12 protein-coding genes are annotated in these 18,932 nt (G+C 38.8%); 5 read left to right on the top strand and 7 right to left on the bottom strand.

What is annotated here, in order from left to right:
• The first annotated feature begins 161 nt into the window (after positions 1-161).
• Positions 162-1,103: a Smr/MutS family protein gene (locus tag JWR23_RS00225; protein ID WP_299511442.1), complete on the top strand. Its 942-nt coding sequence runs from the start codon at positions 162-164 to the stop codon at positions 1,101-1,103.
• 135 nt (positions 1,104-1,238) lie between these two features.
• On the opposite strand, the gene JWR23_RS00230 is transcribed toward JWR23_RS00225, so the two are convergent.
• A complete protein-coding gene (locus tag JWR23_RS00230) occupies positions 1,239-2,261 on the bottom strand; it encodes a glycosyltransferase family protein (RefSeq protein WP_299511444.1) in 1,023 nt (340 codons plus the stop codon).
• A gap of 238 nt (positions 2,262-2,499) precedes the next feature.
• Between JWR23_RS00230 and JWR23_RS00235 the strand changes: the two genes are divergently transcribed.
• From JWR23_RS00235 to JWR23_RS00245, 3 genes are all read left to right on the top strand, one after another.
• Complete coding sequence (locus tag JWR23_RS00235; RefSeq protein WP_299511448.1) at positions 2,500-3,549, top strand: acyltransferase family protein; 1,050 nt, start codon at positions 2,500-2,502, stop codon at positions 3,547-3,549.
• 91 nt (positions 3,550-3,640) lie between these two features.
• Complete coding sequence (locus JWR23_RS00240; RefSeq protein WP_299511451.1) at positions 3,641-4,312, top strand: START domain-containing protein; 672 nt, start codon at positions 3,641-3,643, stop codon at positions 4,310-4,312.
• A gap of 1 nt (position 4,313) precedes the next feature.
• The gene (locus tag JWR23_RS00245; protein ID WP_299511453.1) at positions 4,314-5,084 is read left to right on the top strand and encodes a sialate O-acetylesterase; all 771 of its coding nucleotides are present in this window, start codon (positions 4,314-4,316) and stop codon (positions 5,082-5,084) included.
• A 117-nt stretch (positions 5,085-5,201) separates the two neighbouring features.
• On the opposite strand, the gene JWR23_RS00250 is transcribed toward JWR23_RS00245, so the two are convergent.
• The 6 genes from JWR23_RS00250 to JWR23_RS00275 all read right to left on the bottom strand — a co-directional run bounded on the left by JWR23_RS00250 (position 5,202) and on the right by JWR23_RS00275 (position 15,717).
• On the bottom strand, positions 5,202-7,160 hold the full coding sequence (locus tag JWR23_RS00250; protein ID WP_299511457.1) for a CocE/NonD family hydrolase: 1,959 nt from the start codon (positions 7,158-7,160) through the stop codon (positions 5,202-5,204).
• A 29-nt stretch (positions 7,161-7,189) separates the two neighbouring features.
• Entirely contained in the window at positions 7,190-8,800 is a 1,611-nt protein-coding gene (locus JWR23_RS00255) for an alpha/beta hydrolase-fold protein (protein ID WP_299511461.1), read from the bottom strand.
• A 24-nt stretch (positions 8,801-8,824) separates the two neighbouring features.
• Positions 8,825-10,213 carry a RagB/SusD family nutrient uptake outer membrane protein gene (locus tag JWR23_RS00260; RefSeq protein ID WP_299511464.1) on the bottom strand — a complete coding sequence of 463 codons (1,389 nt, stop codon included), beginning with the start codon at positions 10,211-10,213 and terminating at the stop codon, positions 8,825-8,827.
• A gap of 24 nt (positions 10,214-10,237) precedes the next feature.
• Entirely contained in the window at positions 10,238-13,516 is a 3,279-nt protein-coding gene (locus tag JWR23_RS00265) for a SusC/RagA family TonB-linked outer membrane protein (RefSeq protein WP_299511467.1), read from the bottom strand.
• A gap of 251 nt (positions 13,517-13,767) precedes the next feature.
• Positions 13,768-14,982 (bottom strand): FecR family protein, encoded by a 1,215-nt coding sequence (locus JWR23_RS00270; RefSeq protein WP_299511471.1) that lies wholly within the window; start codon positions 14,980-14,982, stop codon positions 13,768-13,770.
• A 159-nt stretch (positions 14,983-15,141) separates the two neighbouring features.
• Positions 15,142-15,717 carry an RNA polymerase sigma factor gene (locus JWR23_RS00275; RefSeq protein ID WP_299511473.1) on the bottom strand — a complete coding sequence of 192 codons (576 nt, stop codon included), beginning with the start codon at positions 15,715-15,717 and terminating at the stop codon, positions 15,142-15,144.
• Between the two features lie 439 nt (positions 15,718-16,156).
• On the opposite strand from JWR23_RS00275, the gene JWR23_RS00280 reads away from it, so the two are divergent.
• Positions 16,157-18,901 (top strand): glycoside hydrolase family 2 TIM barrel-domain containing protein, encoded by a 2,745-nt coding sequence (locus tag JWR23_RS00280; protein WP_299511475.1) that lies wholly within the window; start codon positions 16,157-16,159, stop codon positions 18,899-18,901.
• Positions 18,902-18,932: the final 31 nt, after the last annotated feature.

Consider the following 18,932-nt stretch of genomic DNA (forward strand, 5'->3'; position numbering starts at 1 on the left):
ACGAGCCACTTGCATAAGCAAGTGGCTTAATTTTTTTAATGAGGGTTCCTGCCTAAAATTACCTAACCAGGTTTAAAAATATAACAATTAATACATTTTATATGTTGCTATTTATAGTAAATATATAAGGTAACTTTGCCTCTTTAACGCTATTGCTGTATATGAAATATAAATTAGGTGACTTTGTAAGGTTTGTTGACGAAAAGATGGAAGGCTTTATTACCCGCATTATTGATGAGGTTATGATAGGGGTAACCGGCGAGGATGATTTTGAAATACAGGTACTGGCAAGCAAAGTGACCATGGTGCATGGATATGAGCCCACGGGTACCAAAACAACTATAACCGAAGAAGCACAGATACAGCAGGGCGAATTTAAAAACAAAGGCATTTATATAGGTGTAATTGCTGATGCTAAAGCAAATTCGGTAGTGCATTTCAATTTAATAAATGATACATCCTATCAATTACTGGCAAGTTTAACTACCGAAAAGCAGATTTTTAGAGGAGAATATGCCGGTATAGTTGCGCCTAAATCTGTTGTTAAAGTTTATTCTGCCCAATTGGCCGATCTGCAACTATGGCCAAAGTTTATTTTTAATATCCTGTTTTATACAACGCAAAATGTAGAGTTGCCCCCTTCATTAACTGTAAAAGAAAAGTTTAAAGCCAAAGATTTTTCGGGAAGTAAAAAACTACTTCCGGTTTTAAACGAACAAGGCTGGTTGATACAATTAGACGAGCCTGATTTTGTAATAGATGCCCAACAACTAAAGGAAAGCTTTTATAAACCTGCCGAAGAAAAGGTAGCACTTGAAAAAACCGCCCGCGAAACAGACTTGCACATTGAAAAGCTGCGCGATGATCATCAATTTTTAAACAGTGCCGAAATATTAAAAATTCAGCTTGACTATTTTAATAAAGCGCTTGATTCGGCCATTGTGCACCAGTTGCATGATGTTGTTTTTATACATGGCGCGGGCAATGGTGTTTTACGGCACGAAATACAAAAAACACTAAGCAAACATCCTAAAGTGCAAACCTTTATGGATGCGCTTAAAGAAAAGTTTGGTTATGGGGCTACCAGGGTGGTTTTGAAGTAGATACGGTCTGAGTAAAAGCTGGGACAAGTGCGATTCCTTTCCTCGGGAAGGTAGGGTTTATACATCATTTTACTATTACCCCTCCCTGCTTTTGCACACATCCGACCGCACCCGCTGGGGAGGGAATTGTATGTATTACTGCGCTACCAAACTGGTTTTGAAATAACTCGTTTCTGCAAACTGTTCAAAAAGCAGATCAATTACGTGCTGTGTATTATCCGGGTAGTTTACTTTAATTGGCTGGCCGTTATTTATCCAATCCAATATCTTTTCGTCATGCTTTGGTTTAAGGCTTTTTATAACAGGTACGCCCATATCTTTTAAAGCAGCTGCATTTAGTTGCTGCTCATATTGGTTCTTCATAGGTATTACCAATAATTTTTTCTTCATAAACAGGGCTTCGGCAGGGGTTTCAAAACCACCACCGCAAAGCACACCCACGCTTTGGGCCATGCTTTTTATAAAGCCTTTATTATCAATAGGCTGTATAGCAACGTTTTTATGCTTATATACCTTTTTGTTGTGTTTAGAGAAAACATCCCATTGCACATCTTTAAATTCTGATAGTCTTTTTATTAATCGCTTATCATCATAAGCCGGCAAATACACGGTATAATGCCCTTTGTTCTCAATTTCCTGCTCACGTACCTGTTGGCGTATTACCGGGGTAAATATATTTTTATCAAATGATTTAAAATGAAAGCCATATTGCGCTGTAACAGGTGCGTAGTTTTTAAGAATGAGCCTACCTATCATATCGGTTTCATCGGGCTTTGGGGCTTTCTCATGTAAAACAGCTGCCTGATGGCTAAGCCCTATGCAAGGTTTATTTTTAAGATAACATGCCCATGCCGATACCGGCTCAAAATCATTGATCACCAGGTCATATTTATCAATGGGCAGAGTATTTATTTCTTTGATAAATTTGCGGAACCTCGATCTTAAAAACGATTTCCAAAGATCTACCCCGCCTGATTTACCGAATACAAAACCAAAGCCATGCAGTTTGTATTTTATGGCGAAAGGCAGGTTCAAATCGCCTTGCGTACCGCTTACCAATACATCAACATCGCCCATTTTTTTAAGCAGGGGCACAATATCCATCGAGCGGCTTAAATGCCCGTTGCCGGTGCCTTGTATAGCATATAATATCTTCATAATAATGGGTAATGTATTTGAAAAGAAATAGTTTTAAATAAATAAAGAGAGCCGAAAACTCTCTTTACTATTAACTGATCTTATTAGTTCAATGAAAAAAGAACAAGTGGGTAGTACATCAAATGAATAATGTACAAAAGTAAAAGCTGCATGTTAAGGCTTAATTAAGTTTGTGTTAGTTGTTATACAGAATTATATTACTTTTAAACACACATGCAGTTATAAACATTTCTTATTAATGACCACGGCCAAATCGCAAAACTTTGAATGGATAAATAGTTTAAGGCTTATTGCCTTATTGGCTGTAATTGTATTACATACCGCTGCTATTCCGCTGGGGCAATATGGCCATATACCTATCAATACCTGGCTCGCTGCCGATCTTTACAATAGCTTGGTGCGTTTTGCTGTACCCGTATTTGTAATGATAACCGGCGCGCTTTTACTGCACCGCGAATATGAGCTGGGCAATTTCCTGCAAAAACGTTTAAGCAGGGTAGTGGCACCCTTTTTATTTTGGAGCCTGGTATATATAGGTTACTCCTGGTATAATGAAGAATTGGTTTTTGACGGTGATACCCTGGCAAACATTAAACAGGTTTTACATCAGCTAAAATATGGCAGCTGTTACCATTTATGGTATGTATATATGCTGATAGGGCTTTACTTTTTTATACCGATAATAAGCAAGTTTGTACGTAACGCTACAAAAAGAGAGATTGAATATTTTTTAATAATGTGGTTGGTAGTAATGATAATTAGTCAGCCATATATAGTAAGATTTAATCCACAGGTTAATTTGCATTATTTTGCCGGCTATGCAGGTTATTTGGTTTTGGGGCATTATCTTACTTTTAATTTTGATAGAAGGAAAAACATTGTATTGGTGATGTTTATTTTATTTGTGTCTATTTTATGCATAATATTTTGGGGCACTTACCTGGTTTACAAATATGCCAGCTTTATTACTTTACTATATGAACCACTTGGCCCGGCAATTGTATTATTAGCATCGGCAGTGTTTTTAATGGGGCGGTTTACGAAGATGGAATTACCGGCATTTGTTAAACAAGCCCAGGATTTTGCCTGTAAATTTAATTTTGGCATTTATTTGAGCCACGCGCTGGTTCTATATTTTTTGGATGATTTGTTTGGTATAAATTATAAGCTTTGTGCGCCATTGACAAGTATACCCGTAACAGCAATTATATGCTTTTTACTATCATTATTATTGGTGTGGCTGTTAAGTAAGCTGCCATTTATAGGTAAGTGGGTAGCAGGGATATAAGATGGCGGTACTCACCGCTCATCACTTCGCTCTACAACCCTTTTTTTGTTTTGGCGGAAAGGGGGGAGGAAGTGCCGCGGGATGAGTAAAAATGAGTTTATTAATATGGAAAATTATCATGAATTATAAAATATTTTTAATTATCCTATCATTTGCCGGCTCAAAATTGCTGCATGCACAAGAGCATTGGGTATTTAAAACAGAAAGCGAAGGCATAAAGGTTTATAACAACATCTTATCTGCGGCAAAAGTTAAACCAATTAAAGTTGAATGCACCTTTAATGCCACAGCATCACAATTGGTTGCAGTATTGCTGGATATTAAGCATTATACAGATTGGGTATATAAAACCAAATTAACCACATTGATTAAGCAGGTGTCGCCTGCCGAACTTTATTATTATGCGGAGATCGATATGCCCTGGCCCGCTCAAAACCGCGATTTTGCGGCCCATATTACAGTTAGCCAAAACCGTGATACTAAAGTGGTGACTGTTGATGCACCGTCGGTGGTAGGTCTGGTACCCGAAAAAGATAATATTTTCCGGATACATGAGTCAAAAGGTAAATGGGTAATTACACCTGTCGGCAATGACCGGGTTAACGTTACTTATTTTTTACAAATAGATCCCGGCGGTGCCGCACCGGCATGGCTAATTAATATATTTATTGCCGAAGGTCCGTTACAAAGCTTTAAGAAGCTAAAATTGCAAGTGCAAAAGTCTGCTTATAAAAGTATTTCTCTTCCATTTATTCATAATTAACATGAAAAAATATTTTCTTTTACTCATTTGTTTAATTGCCGCTATTAACAGTAATGCACAAAAACCTGATCCTAAATTTGAATTGTATATTCTTGCCGGGCAATCAAACATGGCAGGCCGTGGATATATAACCGATGATATTAAGAACGAGGGTAACGATAAAGTATACATGCTTACTAAGGATAGTACATGGGTATTAGCCAAACACCCGGTTCATTTTGATAAACCTACTGCAGGCGTTGGCCCGGGATTGAGTTTCGCAATAGCAATGACCAATGCCAACCCCAATATTAAAATCGGTTTAATACCCTGCGCGGTGGGTGGTACGCCTATTGAGCATTGGTTACCGGGTGCTTATGATGCGGCAACAAAAACGCATCCTTATGATGATGCTATAAAGCGCATAAAGTTCGCTATGCAATTTGGCGATATTAAAGGCATTATTTGGCACCAGGGCGAATCAAATACTACACCCGAAAAAGCAAAGGTTTACTTAGCGCAATTAACAGAATTGATAGGGCGTTTGCGCTCGCTGGTAAATAATCCAAGGTTGCCGTTTGTGGCAGGCGAGTTGGGCAGATACCGCCCTGAATTTGTGTATATTAATACAGAACTGGCAAAACTACCCGCAACGGTACCTTTCACAGCTTTAGTCACATCAGAAGATTTGGTGCATCGTGGTGATACTTTACACTTTAATAGCTCATCAGCCCAGGTATTAGGCAGGCGTTATGCGGTAAAGATGCTGCAGTTGCAGAAGGGAAAGAGGTAATATTTTCTATAGTGTTCCATCTGTTCTTTTACTTTTGGAATACCCCTATAAACAACAAAAGCGGAACCGGATAAATCCGGCCCCGCCTTGTCATCAAACAAACAACTTATTTAAACACTATTTTTCTATCAACTTCACATCAACATGCGATGGATATTGAGGCGTAAAATATACCTTGTTGGTAGCCTTCTGGAAATCAGATTCGTTGGCTTTATAAATATTTACAAACTTTTGCGGGTTCCTGTCATTCAATGGGAACCAGGTGCTTTGTATTTGGAACATTATTTTATGGCCCTTCAGGAAGGTATGGTTAATATCTTCCACATCCCATTTAACCTCGGTTACCTTACCGGGTACCATTGGCTCAGGTTTACCAAAGTCGTTCCTGAACTTGGCGCGCATTATCTCACCTCTTACCAGCATCTCAAAACCACCCATTTTTATGGCCGGATTTAGTGCGGCGTTATCAGGAGCATCGTCAGGATATACGTCAATTACCTTTACTACAAAATCAGCGTCAGTTCCGGTTGTTGAAACAAACAGATCAGCTGTTACATTGCCCGCAACGGTAACGTCTTTATCCAACACCTCAGTTTCATAAACTAATACATCGGGCCTGTTGGCTGCAAAACGTTGATCTTCTACCATAAATTCGCTTCCTCTAATGGTGCGTATCTCGGCAGTATAAGGCACCGGTTTAGCAGGGTCACTTACGTAGGCATCAAACATTTTTGTATTTGCCTGTGGTGTAGTAAATGCAAGCTTGTTACCCGGTTGCAAATATATAGCGCCCTGTTTAGCTTCTTCAGGTGGCCATTTACTGTATTTTTTCCACACGTTGGTTCCGGTTTCAAACATATAAGCATTTGGAAGTTGAGGATCAGGCGCGTCTTTTAAATAATGCATGAAAAATGGAAACTCAATATTTTCACGATAAAATACGCCTGTTTTTGATCCTAATTGGATATTGCCAACAGTTTCATCATCGCCGCGCGAAAACCCACCGTGGTACCATGGGCCCATCACTAAAATGTTCCTGTCTTTATGGCCGCCTTTTTCTATACTGGCGTTTACCTTTAACGGTCCGTATGGATCTTCCTGGTCAAAGAAACCGCCTACGGTCATCATTGCAGGCACTATGTTTTTTAAATGCGGTTCGGGTGTACGGCTTTTCCAATACTCATCATAGGTATCATGCTCCATCATTTCATTCCAAAGTTTATTGGTATGATGAAGAATTTTGTCATCAAAATTCTTTAATGGCCCCATAGCTAAATAAAACTTATAACCATCAGGCGTACCGTATGCAGAAAACGCGCGTGCATTTATTGGTGTAGGTACCGGCCTGGCAACACCAAAGCCCGAAAGGAAAGCAAATGTTCCCATCTCCTGGAAAGCACCATTGTGGTGGCGGTCATCGCCCATAAACCAGTTGGTAACCGGTGCCTGCGGCGAAACCGCTTTTAAGGCAGGATGAGCCTCAATAGCCGTCATAGTAGTATAAAAGCCCGGAGCTGATATACCCCAGGTACCTACTTTACCATTGTTGTGCGGAAGGTTTTTTATCATCCAATCGATGGTATCGTAAGTATCAGAGCTTTCATCTATATCCTTATTGGTTTTTTTAAGCACATAGGGCCTGGTTGCAACAAAATCGCCCTCAGACATGAAACGCCCGCGTGCATCCTGGTAAGCAAAAATAAAACCCTCTTTTGCAAATATCATAGATGGGCCCAACGATGTTTTATAAACATCTGCTCCATAAGGGCCAGAGCCATATGGCGACCGGCTCATCATAATAGGATAGCTTTTAGTTTCGTCCTTAGGTACATATATTGCAGTATAAAGCTTAACACCATCCCTCATCGGGATCATGATCTCTATCTTTTTATAATTGTTCCTGATATAGGCAGAGTCTTCTTTATTAACCATTCTTGCCGGCGCAGCTGTACTTGCGCTTCTGCCACCGCGTTGTGCCATTAAAGGCGAGGTAGTTAAACCTGATATTGCTGTTAGCAATACCAGGTTTAGTTTAATTAAACTCATTTTTGGTGAGCCATTAAAGTTCTTCTTCATAACCAAATTTTAATATAAATAATGTAAACTTATTTATAAGCCGGATGCATCTTTTTTAAATGCGCGTCCATAACTTTAATCAACTCGCCGCTGGTGTAGTTGCGGTAACTATGTCCGCCCCTGTCACCATAAGTGATGGTACCGCCATAGTAAGGATCTTTTGTTTTCACCAAAAAGTCTTCCATATGATAAACACCAAAGTTCAGGAAAAAGTCGTCCGTACGGCCGGCAATAACATTTAGTTTGCCCACCAGTTTTGGTCCAACAGTTGCCCAGTTTTTTTCCAGGTAAACACGCATATCCCAGTTGTCTATCCAGTATTTGGCTACGGCAGGGTCCATGTCGCCGGTTGTTTTATCGAACAATGGTTTAAAATAACCATTCGGACCGATAGGGCCGAATATCGAACTCCAGATATCCAATTGCCCACCCGAACGGCCAAGCGTGCCATTTACCACTTCCATGGTATTGCGCTGCTCTGATGTTAAACGAACATCGCCGGTTAGCGGGTAACGGGTATTGGCTGTAGGTACCTTGTAATATTCATGAATTTTGTAGAACGCGTTTTTATCTTCATAAACATTGATACCTTCTACGTTATGAAAGTCAAGCGGATCTGGCGAATAAGACCAGGTACCACCATAAAACTCAGGATAAAGACATTGTAGCGCGAACGATTCCCAACCACCGGTTGAGCCGCCTGTTAGTAAACGGGCCCATCCTTCTTTAATACAACGAACCTGCTTTTCAATTTCGGGTATCAGTTCTTCATGTATCGCATCGCCGTAAGGGCCATTGTTAGGTGTATTTACCGCATACGAATCATCAAAATAAGGTGATGGGTGCTGAATAGTTATCGCTATAAATTCAGGAAAACCGGCAGATGTCCAATCCTGGTAAAACTTATTATCCGGTGCATCTTTAAACCTAAACGGCGCCCCTGTAGAAAAGTGACCCTGCTCATAAACAGTTGGGTAATGCTTTTCCGGATGGTCCTCATAACCTTTAGGCAAAAGTATGGTGGCACCTATAAAAATAGGATGCCCCCAAAAAGCCGTAAGCTTTGCACTTTGTATTTTAATATGCTTAACCCATTTTGTATCCGGCGGAACAGCGATAGGCGGAATAATCTGGTCCACAGTTAACTTTACAACCTGGTTAGGGGTTTTGTTAATAGTTATTTTCATCATCTTGCTGTAAATATTGCCAGGTGATCGTGTCCAGTTTTGCCCCTCCCATTGATCCATGTGCATCCACAGGGTATGCCCGTCTGACCGCTTAAACTTGGTGTATTTACTTAATACCGCCTGCACATAATAATCGCCCGCAGGCAGATTTTTAAGTGTATTGCCAGGATACCCAAGTGTTGTAGCATCTACAGTAACCGGCTGCGATGGTTTCAGGTTTACAACATCCACACCAAAAAGCTGAGGACCGTAACGACCAACCTGCAAACGCGGTTCAATAGTATCAGAATGAGATATTATTAAAAACATGCGCCCGGTTATGGCTTCTTTACTTGCAGTTGAAGAAAACGCCAGTTTAAAATCCGTTTTATTGCCAACAGCTTTATGCTGTGCGTTAACGCTTAATAATCCTCCGCTTAAAAATAGCAATGCTATTAAAAATTTGTTTTTCATTTTTTTTATGTTAAAATTAATTAACTATTGAGGATTTTTCGCGTCCCACTGCACTTCGGCAAACGGTCTTATTAATTGCGTATATACCTTTGCTGTAGGCAGATCATTAGGTAAGGTGCTTAATAAATTATACCTGCGCATATCAAACCAGCGGTGGCCTTCAAAAAATAAAGAATACCTGCGTTGATTTAGCATTTCTGTTATTAATGCAGCCTGGTTACCTAACACAGTTGGTTTTGCTATTGCCAAAGTTGGTAGTCCTGATGCAACCCTTATAACATCAAGTGCTGCTGCCCCGGCTATTAAACTAGTTGGCGTATTAAGCTGAATTTGTGCTTCTGCATACATTAATATCAACTCCTCATTACGTAAAATTGATATAGGAGAGGTATTTGTAGGATACATATACACGTCATAAGCACCGGTTAACCCGTTAAGTACACGTGGTGTAGTTCTTAAAGCTACTTTAGCAGGTACCCGGGTATCGCCTGCTTCTGCCTGCGAAATAAATAAGGCTTGCGCTACCATAGGTGCCGAGGTTGTGTTTTTTTGTTGATAAAGCGGATTAAAAATATCGCCGGATGTAGTTGAAAAAGTAAACACCGGACCGGTTGTTAACGGACCGCTAAGATTCATAAAAGATGCACCTAAGGCTGTTAACATACCATTCCAGTCTTTTTGATACATCATCACTTCGGCAGCCAGGCCGCGGTTAAATGTAGAAAAGGTGGTCGGAGTTGAAAATCCTGCCCAGCCGGTTGTCATCGGGAAGGCAAATGCGGTACCGGCTGAGGCCAGTTGCGTGTTGCCAAGATCAAGTAATCGCTTAATTTCTGTTAACGCTGCGTCATATGATACAAACGGTCCGGGTTTAAGCAAATCGCCGGGTGTATTTAAGTCAGTAAAACTAATACGTATACCATTTTGGTATTGCATATTTAAGTTTTTAAGCATTACATAAGCTTCAACTGTATTACAAAAGCCCCTGATGCTATTTTTTTGTGTTTCGTTAAGAGCAGTACTGGCATTAGCGCCTCTCATAAATAATTCTGCGCGCCTGCGGGTTTGCGAAAAATCATCATATGACGCGTTGAAGCCCGTAGTTAAGCTAAAGCCGCCATTTGTAGTGCCTAAAAGCTCAGTAGTCCAGGTTAATTCAACCGAACTTAGATTGTACATTTCTCTTCCGATGGATCCGGTTACTAAACGATAGTTTTGTATACCGTTACGCATTACAGATTGTAAACCAACACCCAGTTCATTAAGTTGTACGGCTGTTGCATTTGTTAATACAGATTCTTGCGATGGTAAGTTAGGGTCAACTACCTTTTTTGTCTCGAATACGCTACATGCAGGGAGCATGAACAATACTCCGATCAATAGAATATGGGATTTTATTTTAAAGTATTTCATGTTTTTAAGTTTTAAAATTAGGTTCTAAAATCCAACCGCTAAGCGTATAAATATTCTCTTGCTGCTCGGGAATGCCGAGTTGTCAACACTTGCTCCAACTGATTGGTTACCAAAGTTTGATGCTTCAGGGTCATATCCCTGGTATTGCGTTATTGTAAACAAGTTAGTAGCTGATGCACCAAGTTTTACACTCTGTACCGTATTATGAAAAGCAGTGGTAAGGAATGATTTTGGAATATTATAATATAGCGCAACTTCTCTTAAGCGCAGGTAGCTGGCATCTTGTATAAACTCTCTTGCAGTTACATTTGGATTACTAGGAGACCTTGCCTTTCCATTTGGCACGCCTGTTAGGCCCCATAAATTGTCGTTATGGCTCCAATCGATTGACGTACCGCCGGCATCTTTTTGCTTTTGGGTAAGGTTAGAGTTGAAGTTACCGTAGCTTCTATGTAATAAGAACGAAAAATCAAAGTTTTTAAGAAAAGTGAATGTATTTGACCATGATACCTGGTACTTAGGCTGTGCATCTTCATATTGTGTAGCCTGTGCAATTCCTGACGCGTCAACCACGTTTGGTGAACCATACCATGCGCTGGGAGACTGGCCCAATCTTAACTGGTTACGGCCATATATACTAAAACCACTACCTACGGTTGTATTTGGTATAACCAGGCGGGTTACTTTGGTCCTGTTATTCCAAAATTGGAGGTTTGTGGTCCATGCAAAATTTGGCAATTTAACAGGTGTACCGCCTAAAGCGAGTTCAATACCTTTGTTTTGTAAATCGCCTACCGGATAAGCTATATATGATAATACCCCGGTGCCGTCTGATAGAACATAAGGATTTAACAGATTATATACATTTTTAATGTAATATGAACCTTCAAATGTTAACCGACCATTAAACAAAGCTATATCTGTACCCATTTCTATTTCCTGGGCAGTTTCTGGCTGAATAGTTGAGTTGCCTACTGTAGTTGGTGTTACCGTACCTAATAAACCACCATAGCTTGTAGTAGCTAATGAGGTAAAGGTATTACCAAAAGCAGGCTCGCCACCTGTACGGCCATAAGCAAGCCTTAGTTTAAACTCATTAATAGTTTGCGCTTTCCAAAAATCAAATTTGGTTAAGTTTAAAGCAACCGAGGCTCTTGGGAAAGCGTATAATTTATTATTATCACCATTTAAGGTTGATTTATCAAACCTTATACCACCGGTAGCAATAACTTTATCATCCCAGTTAATTTCTTGTTGTCCAACAAAGCCAACATCTGTCCAGTTCTGAAAAGTTTCGCTCGAAGTTCTAACAGTAGCATTGTTTGGATTTTCCTGGCCCGGCAATAAGCCTTCGCCTTGTATCCAGCTAAAATCATTCTTGGTAGAAAGCTTTACCACACCTACTTGCGTGGTGAAATCAATATTTTTAATTTTCCAGTTATCAATTAAAAAGCCTTGATAATTGGTATTAAAGCTCCTGTTTTTTGAGAAACGCGAAGCACCGGCGCCATTGGCCCTGGTTCTTTGCGATTGCAAATCATCCGGAAAATAGATCTCATCCTCTGTAAGTACATAATCCAAACCACCCGAGAAAGCAAACTTTAAAGTTTGATTAGGTTTTTGCATTAAATAAAGTGTAGAGCTGAATGATTGTATAAAACGGTTGGTTATTTCGTTATTAACAGCTCTGTCTGATATAGCAAGAGGATTATCACCGGTATAAGGTGAATCCGGGTATTTGCCATCTACAGGAAGTAGCTGCGCATAATTTGGCGTGTAAGCTAAAGTATACGGAACAGATACGCCTCTGTTATCATTACCGCTAAAGCCACGTTGGTTACCTGTGTTTAAATAGTTAGAACCAATTGAGAAGCTCCAGAAATCAGTTAATTTTTGATCAAGGTTTACTTTAACCGAACGGCGTTGAAAGCCGGTGCGTTTTTCAATACCTGTTTCATTATCTAACCCGCTGGCTAAATAATACTTGGTTTTATCAGTACCGCCTGATACGCTTGCTGTTGTATTACTTACTTTACCAATATTGCCGTAAATAATTTTTTCATAATCATATATTTTACCTGCTGCCGTAGCTGCTTTCCATGCTGCAATTTCTGTAGCACTACCGCTGCCTGCAACGCCGGTACCAAAAACATAGTCAAATTTGTTTTGTCCTTGCGGGCCTATAGGGTCAAGGCTCCAACCTTCAGCACCTAATAGCTTTTCGGCGGAAACAAAACCTACATCCTGGCTAACGTTTACACGCGTTTGGCCCGCTTTACCTTTTTTAGTAGTAATAATTACAACACCTGCATTTGCACGGGTACCATATATAGCACCGGCACTTGGGCCCTTTAATACCTCTATTGATTCAATATCGGCAGGGTTAATATCTGATAAACGGTTTGTAGCCTGGTCCTGGTTTGTACCAGCACCGCTAAATGCACTTGCACCTGCACCTGTACTAAATTGTGAGTTGTTTACAAATACACCATCAACTACATATAAGGGCTCTGAAGAACCGTTAATTGATGATATACCACGTAATTTAACTGATATACCACCGCCCGGTGCACCGCTATTTGAGTTAATGTTTGCACCAACAATTTTTCCGCTCATGGCACCATCAATAGTAACCGGCGGGGTAGTACCTGCTAATTGTTGAGATGAAAGGTGAGAAATTGAACTGGCCGCATTACTTCTTTTTATGCTGGTTGCCAAACCGGTAACCACTACTTCATTTAAAGAAGATTCATCCAGATCTAACGCAATAGTAACAACTGATGAAATGTTTTTAACCGAAACTTCTTTTGTTTTGTAGCCGATAAATGAAACTGTTAATATAGCCGCATCCGGAACATTGTTAAGTTCAAATTCGCCATTAACATTGGTAACTGCACCAATTTTGGTTCCTTTGATCATAACCGATGAGCCTGGTAATGGCTGTCCTTTTTCGTCAACAACTTTTCCTTTTATACTTTTAAGGACAGGTTGAACACTTTCGGGAGTCTCGTTTTTTGGAGTTACAACAATAGTTTTATTTTCTATTGTATAAGTAAACGGTTGCCCTTTTAAGCATTGATTTAAGGCATCGGTAATAGATTTGTTTTCAAAATGAACCGAAATAGGCTTGGCCTTTTGAAGCTCATTATATTTATAAAGAAAGAAATAGCCGCTTTGCTGTTCAATTGTTTTTAGGGCTTTTTCTAAAGTAATATTCTCGCCCGATAAGGTGATTTTTTGAGAGTATACTTTAGCGCTTAATTGCATACATGAAATTGTAATAATAAATACAGTTAATTTCATAATAATAAACACTTTGGAGGATAAGAACCGTAACTTTTTACGGTCTTTACAGAGAGAATTTAATTGCATATCTTTGCAAGGTTTGAGTGAATAAATGTGATTCTGTCAGGGATCTTTTTTAGCTAACTCATATCAGTAAGCCGGGGGTGTTGGTAGCACTTCCGGTTTTTTTGTGATTAGCTTTAATGTGTGTTTTCATAGCCGTTTTTTCATATTTTTTGTTATTTTTTAGGGGTTAAACAATTTGTTAATTATGGTAATACAATTATCTTTTTATCTTCAATTTTAAAATGCACGTTATCTAATTCTAATATGTGCAGCACCTGCCTTATATTTTCGCCCCGCCCTATCGTTCCAACAAACTCATCATTCTTTATATTGCCCTCATATAAAACATCAACATCATACCACCTTGCCAGTTGCCTCATTATATATTTAATATTAACCCGGTTAAATTTAAAATATCCATTTTTCCAGGCTAAAGCTTCATCAACTAATGCGGGGCCAATTTTTACGCTGCCATTTTTATCAACAATTGCTTGTTCGCCCGGCTTTAATATACTTGCCTCATTATTCTCTACTATTTTTACCGAGCCCTCAAGCAATGTTGTTTTAATAGCATCTTCATCAGCATAAGCCATCACGTTAAAGTGTGTACCTAATACTTCTATAGTTTGGTTGCCGGATCTTACACGAAAAGGCTTCTCTTTATTTTTTGCTACTTCAAAGTACGCTTCGCCGGTTATATTTACATTACGCTCTTTACCTACAAAAGCTGTAGGATAAGTGATAGAAGAGGCCGAATTAAGCCAAACCTCTGTGCCATCCGGCAAGGTTAATTTGTATTGGCCACCCCGGGGTGTAGTCATTGTGTTATACAATACTTTTTCGGGCTCGGCATTTGTTTTGTTATAAACTAACTGCCCGTTAGCCAATTTAACTACATTAGCATTGCCTTGTTGGGCAAGTGTGCCATCCTTTGCATCATTCAAAACTATTTTAGAGCCATCCTGTAACGTTAGTATAGCTTTGTTACTTCCAGGGGTTATATTCGTTTTTATCTCTTTGCTTTTTACAACTTTGTTAATTTCTGCTTTGTTAGCAGATTTATAATAAGTGTACATACTTTGAAATATTAATAGCATAATGGTGGTAGTAGCCATTAATTTCAAAATTAACGGGCGGATAGAGGTTGGTTCAGATTCTACTTCCTCGTTGTTTACCTCAACAGTATCTATTTTTTGCAATATGCTGTTAAATGTTTCATCAAATGTCCTACTCATTTCGGGCATTTGATCAAAGTCATCTAACGCATATTCATTTAACTTCTCGACTATAATTTGCCTTAAAGTACTTTCGTTGTTATCTGTTTTAAAATGCTCCAGTAAGAACTTGATTTCTTGTTCGGTGCATTCATTATTAATATAACGCTGAAAGATTTCTTTTAGCAGATGTTGATCTTCCAATTTCCTTGTATTTGTATGCTAATACGTACGGGAAGAAAATTACATCTGCTCTGTTTAAAAAAAATATTATTTAATTTTTACTGTACTGCTTGTAAAGATTTATACAGGCGATGTAAGATGATTTTCAATATATATGAAAATCTATAGGGATAAGCTCTATCAGCTTATATTGGTTGATAGTAAAAAATATTTTTTTACTACACTGGAAGCTTTAACTATATGCTCGTTAACTGTTGATACGGATACACCAAGTAGCCGGCTAACTTCTTCGTAGCTTCTTCCCTCTATTTTACATAATATATAAACCTGCTTACGCTTAGGGGGCAATTGTTCAATTGCTTTTGCCAGTACGTAATTACCTTCTTTATAATATATATGCTGTTCAATAGGGGATGTTGTAGGTACGGAAACTGATATTAAATAAGTTTCAAGTTTCTTATTAAGTGCCGCTTTTCGGAAAAAATCATAAACTAAATTTTCGGCAATTTTAAATAAATAAGAACGAAATGACTTTTCAGGATTAAGTTTTTCCCTGCTTATCCATATTTTTACAAACAGATCTTGTAATAATTCCTCAGCTATTTCGTCAGATTTTACCATTTTTAATAGGTTTCTGTATATTCTGACTTTGTAATTGTGATATAATTGCTCAAAAGCGTATTTATCGCCATTTTTTAGCGACTCTACAAGCTCTTTTTCGGTTAATAGTAAATAATTTTCGCAAATTTTACTCATTTTGGCAATTAACTTTGACTCAAATATAATTATTTTGATTTTTATTTCATTATTATCAATAAATTAAATGAATAAATGAAAATAAAATTATAAATGGTGTATTATTTTGTAATATTTATGATTAATAATGATTTGAGAATTGATAATTATGAAATTTATAATTTTTTAACATTAATTTTTTATGTATTGTTAGGTATAGGACTGATTTTTACTTGTTAAAACATGTAAGTAGTGTGGTTGGTACGCTAATCACGGGTTTTGTTTTTAATATTTTAATAAATATATATAATTATTTTAAAGACTGGCCCAAAAGTTATGCTTTCTCATAAAATGGAGTTAATGCAATGTCTTTTGAGTAGTATGCTTATATTTACCCATCTAACCATGAAATTATAAACCTTAAAAAAATCTGTATCACAGATAATTAATAAACCTGCTCATGAGACAACTACTGTTGCCCTTTCTTTTAATTTTTTCTTTAACATCCTTTTCGCAGTCCACTGTAGTTAAATATTTGTCCGGAACGGATAAAGATCATACTGTGCAATGGGATTTTTACTGTACCGACGGCAGATTGAGCGGCAAATGGGCAAAAATTGCTGTACCATCTAACTGGGAACAGCAGGGATTTGGTACTTATAATTATGGGCACGATAAAGTAAAGGCAAATGAGCAAGGAATTTATAAGCATGAATTTTTTGCAGAAAGCTGGAAAGGCAAAAGAGTATACATAGTTTTTGAAGGCTCCATGACTGATACTAAAGTTATAATTAATGGCAAACAAGCCGGCCCCATACACCAGGGAAGCTTTTATCGCTTTAAATATGATATAACCGATCTGGTCAAATACAATTCCCAAAACTTATTGGAGGTTACGGTAGATAAAACATCGGCAAATGTTTCTGTAAATGATGCTGAGCGAAAAAATAGTGATTTTTGGGTATTTGGTGGTATATATCGCCCTGTTTACCTGGAGATTGTTCCTGCAACTTTTATTGACCGAACTGCTGTAAATGCAAAAGCTGATGGTTCTTTCCAATTGGATGTATATGCGCTAAACCTGCATGATGAAGTCGTTGAGGCACAGGTGCAAAAATTGAATGGTGAAAATGTAGGCAAGCCTTTTTCTGTAATTGCTGATGCTAAGCAAGATCATCTGGAACTAAAAAGCACTTTTAACAAACCCTTATTATGGAGTGATGAATATCCTAATTTATACCAGGTAGTTGTTACTATAAAAAATAAACAAGGTATTGTACATCGCGTTAAGCAAAAGTTTGGTTTTCGTACGGTCGAAATACGTACCAACGATGGGTTCTATGTAAACGGAGCCAAAATGATATTAAAAGGCAGCAATCGCCATAGCTTTTGGCCCGAGACGGGGCGCACCCTAAGCCATCAGGTACATTTAATGGATGTGAAACTGATGAAAGAAATGAATATGAATGCAGTACGTATGTCGCACTATCCGCCCGATCAGGATTTTCTTGACGTGTGCGACTCGTTGGGTGTATATGTATTAGATGAGTTAACCGGCTGGGAAGCAAAATATGATACATTAGTTGGCCATAAACTGGTGAAAGAATTAGTGGTACGCGATGTAAACCACCCATCAATTATTTTTTGGGATAATGGTAACGAGGGTGGCTGGAACACCTTGTTAGATAACGACTATGCCTTATATGATCCGCAAAAACGTACCGTAATACACCCATGGGAGAGATTTAATGGTACCAATACCAAACACTATCCTGATTATAAATACATAGTAAAATCGGTAGCTACAGAAAAGGATGTTTTTTTTCCTACAGAATTTATGCATGGCCTATATGATGGTGGGGCAGGAGCAGCGCTTGATGATTTTTGGAGCCTGATGCTTAAGCACCCGTATGGGGCAGGCGGGTTTATCTGGGCATTTTTGGATGAGTCTATTATTCGAACAGATAAAGGTAATATATATGATGGTGACGGCAATCACGCGCCTGACGGTATAGTTGGCCCGCATCGCGAAAAGGAAGCCAGCTTTTATACCATAAAGGAGATATGGTCGCCTATATATATTAACCCGCAGCCAATTGATAATACGTTCAATGGAAAAATAGCAGTCGAAAATAGATACGCATTTACCAAATTAAGCCAATGTAAGTTTAAATGGCAGCTGGTTAAATTTCCATCGGCAGAAAGCAAAAGCACTATGCCCGTTACAATAGCTACCGGGGCACCATTAGCAGTTGAACTGGCACCTGGCGAAAAAGGAATGCTCGACCTGCATTTGCCTGCAACATGGGCAAAAAACGACGCGTTGTATTTAACCGCTTACGGGCCACATAATGAAAAGCTGTTTACCTGGAGCTGGGCTATTAAATTACCGGCTGCTATAGCCAATCCCATTGTATTAGCACCTAAATCTGCAATAGCAGGTATAGCAACAGGTAATGAGTTAGTGGTTAAATGTAATAATATTGAATATTACTTTGATCAGCGTACCGGGTATATAGAAAAGGTAGTTAAAGCTAAATCAATTATTTCGTTATCCGGTGGCCCCGTACTGGCGGGCGTTAGCACAACATTGAAAGAATTTACTTACAAATATGTAGACAAACAATATGTTGTAGAGGCTGATTACCAGGGCGCAGCAACGTTACATGTTAAATGGACATTCACTACCGGCGGGCCTGTTAAACTTGAATATACCTACGCCCAAACCGGCGATGCCGATTATATGGGTATTACCTTTAATTATCCCGAAGAAAAAATTACCGGGATGAAATGGCTTGGCCGTGGTCCGTACCGTGTTTGGAAAAACAGGCTGCGCGGTCAACTATTTGGTGTATGGCATAAGGCCTATAATAATACTATTACCGGCGAGACTTGGGGATACCCCGAATTTAAAGGCTATCATGCCGAGGTTAGCTGGGCCGTTATTGAAAATAAAGAATCACCTTTTACGGTTTATACCGATAATAAAAACATGTACCTGCAAATGCTGCGCCCGGCAAGAGAAAAGGATGCGTTGAAGGATAATAATGTAGAGCCGCCATTCCCTGATGGCAATATTGGGTTTTTAAACGGAATAAGTGCTATTGGTACCAAATTTCAGCCGGCAAGAGTTATGGGGCCGCAAAGCCAGAAAAACAAAAACACCGGCGAACCTATAAGCGGTACCTTATGGTTTAAGTTTTAATGGCCTTGATTGTAATAAAAAAAAGTTACTG

The sequence above is a fragment of the Mucilaginibacter sp. genome (assembly GCF_028288205.1).
GTDB lineage: Bacteria > Bacteroidota > Bacteroidia > Sphingobacteriales > Sphingobacteriaceae > Mucilaginibacter.